General features: G+C 68.9%; 5 protein-coding genes. 3 read left to right on the top strand and 2 right to left on the bottom strand.

The features are described 5' to 3' along the window. Window positions 1–50: 50 nt before the first annotated feature. Together AB7O82_RS37525 and AB7O82_RS37520 are read left to right on the top strand one after the other, a co-directional pair. Window positions 51–521 (top strand): AIR synthase-related protein, encoded by a 471-nt coding sequence (locus AB7O82_RS37525; protein ID WP_428621835.1) that lies wholly within the window; start codon window positions 51–53, stop codon window positions 519–521. A gap of 180 nt (window positions 522–701) precedes the next feature. Then, window positions 702–1,088 (top strand): OsmC family protein, encoded by a 387-nt coding sequence (locus tag AB7O82_RS37520; RefSeq protein WP_428621833.1) that lies wholly within the window; start codon window positions 702–704, stop codon window positions 1,086–1,088. A 146-nt stretch (window positions 1,089–1,234) separates the two neighbouring features. Here the strand turns inward: AB7O82_RS37520 and AB7O82_RS37515 are convergent, their stop codons facing one another. After that, entirely contained in the window at window positions 1,235–1,948 is a 714-nt protein-coding gene (locus AB7O82_RS37515) for a ribonuclease activity regulator RraA (protein ID WP_428621831.1), read from the bottom strand. 51 nt (window positions 1,949–1,999) lie between these two features. Here AB7O82_RS37515 and AB7O82_RS37510 point away from each other — a divergent pair, with 51 nt between their 5' ends. Continuing rightward, window positions 2,000–3,241, top strand: a complete 1,242-nt coding sequence (locus tag AB7O82_RS37510) for a CinA family nicotinamide mononucleotide deamidase-related protein (protein ID WP_428621830.1) — start codon at window positions 2,000–2,002, stop codon at window positions 3,239–3,241. A 160-nt stretch (window positions 3,242–3,401) separates the two neighbouring features. Here the strand turns inward: AB7O82_RS37510 and AB7O82_RS37505 are convergent. Beyond that, the coding region (locus AB7O82_RS37505; RefSeq protein ID WP_428621829.1) for an adenine deaminase C-terminal domain-containing protein at window positions 3,402–4,344 on the bottom strand (943 nt) is incomplete at its 5' end.

The raw sequence follows: 4,344 nt of genomic DNA, 5'->3' as shown, positions 1-4,344 counted from the left end.
GGCTCGTGGTCACCAAGAAGCTCGGCACCGGCGTGATCTTCGCCGCGGCGATGCGCGGCGCGGCGCGCGGCACCTGGATCGAGCAGGCGCTCGCCTCGATGCGCCGGCCGTCCGGCGAGGACTCGCTAGCACTGATCGCCGCCGGCGCGCATGCCTGCACCGACGTCACGGGTTTCGGGCTGGCCGGCCATCTCGCCGAGATGATCCGGGCGAGCGGCGAGGTCACGGTCGATCTCGACCTCGACGCCGTGCCCGCGCTCGATGGTGCGCGGGAATTGTTTGCCAAGGGCTTCGCGAGCTCGCTGCAGCCGGAGAATTTGCGCGCCCGCCACCTGATCGACGGCATGGACAAGGCCGCCTCGCATCCCAACCTGCCGCTGCTGTTCGATCCGCAGACCGCCGGCGGCCTGCTCGCCGCCGTGCCGGCCGATCGGGTGGCCGAACTCGCCGACGCCGTCGTGATCGGCGAGGTGCGGGCAAGAGGCATCGCAGACACGTTCATGGAGCTGCGTATGCCTTGAGCGTGCGCAATTCCTGTCGTCCTGAGCGCAGCGAAGGACCTCATCGCCGCCGCCACGGTGTACGTTTGCGCTGCTGGCGATGAGTTCCTTCGCTTCGCTGAGGATGGCGGCAGATCTTCGTCCCTCGCTCCTGAAGTCCAACCGAGAGACCTTCATCATCCTCTGTCTTTGGAGCATCCCATGGCCCACGCTCGGGCGAGCATCGGCACGACCAACTACCAGACGGCCATCGTCACCGGACGCCACACGCTCACCGCCGACGAAGGCCCCAAGCTCGGCGGCAAGGATGTCGGGCCGGCGCCGTACGACCTGCTGACCTCGGCGCTCGCCGCCTGCACGGCGATCACGCTGCGCATGTATGCCGAGCGCAAGCAGTGGCCGGTGACGGCGGTACATGCCGACGTCCACTACGTGCGCGAGGGCGACGGGCAACACATCGATCGCGTGCTCACCATCGAGGGTGAGGTCGACGAGGAGCAGAAGAAACGCATAGCCGAGATCGCCGAGCGCACGCCCGTCACCTTGACGCTGAAGGGTGGCCTCGAGATCCGCACGACGCTGGGTTGAGACGACGAGATCTCTTTGCGGGGACCGCGCCACTCCTGTGGCGATCATGGTCTTCCTGGGACCGGGGGCGTCCCGCCCGATCTTGATTCACGCGCGGGGGGGACGCCCGCGGTCCGCATCAGCGTGGCGCGGTCCCGTCAATGAGTCTACCCGCGCTTCTTCTTCCACTCTTCGTAGTCGCGCTTGGCTTCCTCGCCGGCGACCGGGAACAGGCCCTTGAGCGAGCGGCCGCGCGCCACCTCGGCTTCGGCGAACTCCTCGTAATGGTAGGTGTCGAGCGCCTCCTGCGCGACCGCCTCGACGATGTCGGGCGGGATCACCAGGATGGCGTCGCGGTCGCCGACCACGATGTCGCCGGGATAGACGGCGACGCCGCCGCAGGCGATCGGCAGGTTGAGATCCATCGGGCGATGGACGATCGGGCTGGGCGGCGAGGACGGCCGGCGGTGGTAGGCCGGCAGGCCGGTCTTGGCAACGCCGTCGGTGTCGCGGAAGCCGCCGTCGGTGACGATGCCGGCGGCGCCGCGCGCCTTCAGCCGTCCGACATAGAGGTCGCCCGCAGAGGCCGCGCGCGAATCGCCGCGCGAATCGATCATCAGCACGTGGCCGGGCGGGCACTCCTCCATGGCCTGCGGCTGGACCGTGCTGCGGTTCTTCGAGGTCGGGCCGTCCTTGTCCTCGCGCGAGGGGATGAAGCGCATGGTGAAGGCGATGCCGACCAGGCGCGGCTGCTCGGGCCTGAGCGGCCACACGTCGTACAGGGTCATGCTGCGCAGGCCGCGGCGATTGAGCACGCCGGTCAGGGTCGATGTGCCGACCTTGGCCAGCGCCTCCCTGAGATCGGACGATAAGGCTGTCATGAACGTCTCTCCCTCGATTTCCTCGCGACGTTAGCCGATAATCGATCCAACATGCGCGTAGAAATCCTCTGCACCGGCGATGAAATCCTCTCCGGCAAGACCATCAACACCAACTACAGCTACATGGCGCGGCGGCTCGGCGATGTCGGGCTCACCGTGCATTGGGGCACCACCGTCGGAGACGACCGGGCGAGCCTGCTGAAAGCCTTCCACCAAGCCAGCGAGCGCGCCGACGCGGTGATCGTCAATGGCGGCCTGGGGCCGACCGTCGACGACCTCTCGCAGGAGGTCGCTGCCGAGGCCTGCGGCGTAGAGCTCGTGCTCTCCGACTATTGGATGACGCGCATGGAGCAATCCTACGCGCGGCGCGGCCGGGTGATGCCGCCCAACAACCGCAAGCAGGCGATGCTGCCGGCCAACGCCGAGTTCATCGACAATCCGATCGGCACGGCCTGCGGCTTCGCCGTCACCATCGGCAAGGCGCGCTTCTTCTTCACGCCGGGCGTGCCGCGCGAGATGCGGCGCATGCTCGACGAGCAGGTCATCCCGCGCCTGCTGAAGATCGGCGGCATCACCGGTGTCACCAGGCTGAAGCGCTTCCACACCTTCGGCATCGGCGAATCGCGCGCCGACAACATGCTGGCCGACATGGAAGCCTTCAAGCCCGACGGCGGCATCAAGCTCGGCTTCCAGGCGCACTACCCGCAGCTCGAGACCAAGCTCGCCGCGCGTGGCGCCGACGAGGCCGAGCTCGCCAGCCTGCTGGCGCCGATCGAGGCCGAGGTGCGCAAGCGCCTCGGCAACTTCATCATCGCCGAGGACGACCAGACCCTTGAGGGCGTGATCCTCGCCATCCTGCTCGAGCGCGGCCTCACGCTCTCGACCGCCGAGATGTTCACCGGCGGCCATCTTGCCGCTCGCCTGGCGCCGCTGGCCGGCGCCGAGAAAGCCTTCCGCCGCGGCGTCGTGGTGCGCGAGCCGGGCGAGCTCGGGATCGCCGAGGCCTCGACCGCGGCTGCCGAGACGGTTGCCTGCGACCTGCGCGACAAGAGCCGAAGCAGCCATGCGCTCGCGCTCCTGATCGAGCTCGACCAGGGCGCTGACCGGCCGGACTTCGGCGGCACCATCGCCGTCGGCATCGCCGACACCGACTCCGTGGTCTCGCGCCAGGCCCGCCTGATCGGCGGCCGCGACTGGGTGCGCGCCGGCGCCGTCGAGCTCGGCCTCGATTGCCTGCGCCGCCACCTGCTCGGCCTGCCGGTCGACGAGCGCATCGACTTCGAAAGGCGGTGACGACAGTTCGCAGCGAGGGATCAGTTTTCATGCTCTTCCGGACCGCGGGCCTCTCGCCCGCTCAGTCGCATGAACGGGCGAGACGCCCGCGGTCCGGAAGACGATGTTGCTGCTTGGTCGCGTCCGCCTCAAGTGGTGCATATCATCAGCGACAGCGGCGCTATGAAACCAACTCGAAACGGTCGACGTCGACCAGGCCCTTGTCGGTGATGCGCAGATGCGGGATCACCGGCAGGGCGAGGAACGCCATCTGCAGGAACGGTTCGTGCAGGGGCGTGCCGAGGCCGCGCACCGCCGCGCGCAGGGCGCGCAGGCCCTGCTCCACCGTCTCGAACGGCTGATCGCTCATCAAGCCGGCGATAGGCAGTGCGAGTTCGCCCACCACCTTGCCGTCGACTGCCGCCGCAAAGCCGCCGCGCAGCTCGATCAGCCGGTTGACCGCCACGGCCATGTCCGCATCGGTGCAGCCGATGACGCAGACATTGTGGCTGTCGTGGCCGATCGACGAGGCGATGGCGCCGCGCACGATGCCGAAGCCCTTCACCAGACCGTGCCCGACCTCGCCGCGATCATTGTGCCGGCCCAGCACCGCGACCTTGAGGATGTCGCGCGTCACGTCGGACACCAGCTCGCCGTCACGCACCGTGACATCGAGAGCGAGCCGGTCGGTCAGGATCTGGCCGGGCCGGATGCCGATCACCGGCGGTGGTCGACCGGCGCCAACGGGCATGCGGAACTTCTCCACCTTGACCGGCCGCAGCTTCACCGACTCTAGCCCGACCGGCGACACGTGCGGGCGTGTCCTGAAGCGATCGGGCGTCACGGGCGCGCCGCGGCAGATCACGGAGTTGATCCGGCAGGTCGCGAGATCCTCGAGCAACACCAGGTCGGCGCGCTGGCCCGGCGCGACCAGGCCGCGATCGACCAGGCCGAAATGGCGGGACGCCGACCACGTCGCGGCGCGATAGGCGTCGAGCGGCCGCACGCCGCGCGCGATGGCGGCGCGGATCAGGTGATCGAGATGGCCTTCCTCGGCGATGTCGAGCGGATTGCGGTCGTCGGTGCAGAAGGCGAGGAACGGCGTGCGATCGGCGGTGATCAGC

The organism is Reyranella sp. (genome assembly GCF_050185545.1).
Classification (GTDB): Bacteria; Pseudomonadota; Alphaproteobacteria; order Reyranellales; family Reyranellaceae; genus Reyranella.
Note: the sequence above shows the minus strand (reverse complement) of the source record. Positions and strands in the feature narration are given on the sequence as shown.

Excerpts from the sequence above, each read along its gene's own strand:
- AB7O82_RS37525 (WP_428621835.1), top strand. The coding sequence starts at position 51 with ATGCGCGGCGCGGCGCGCGGCACCTGGATCGAGCAGGCGCTCGCCTCG.
- AB7O82_RS37510 (WP_428621830.1), top strand. The coding sequence starts at position 2,000 with ATGCGCGTAGAAATCCTCTGCACCGGCGATGAAATCCTCTCCGGCAAG.
- AB7O82_RS37520 (WP_428621833.1), top strand. The coding sequence starts at position 702 with ATGGCCCACGCTCGGGCGAGCATCGGCACGACCAACTACCAGACGGCC.
- AB7O82_RS37515 (WP_428621831.1), bottom strand. The coding sequence starts at position 1,948 with ATGACAGCCTTATCGTCCGATCTCAGGGAGGCGCTGGCCAAGGTCGGC.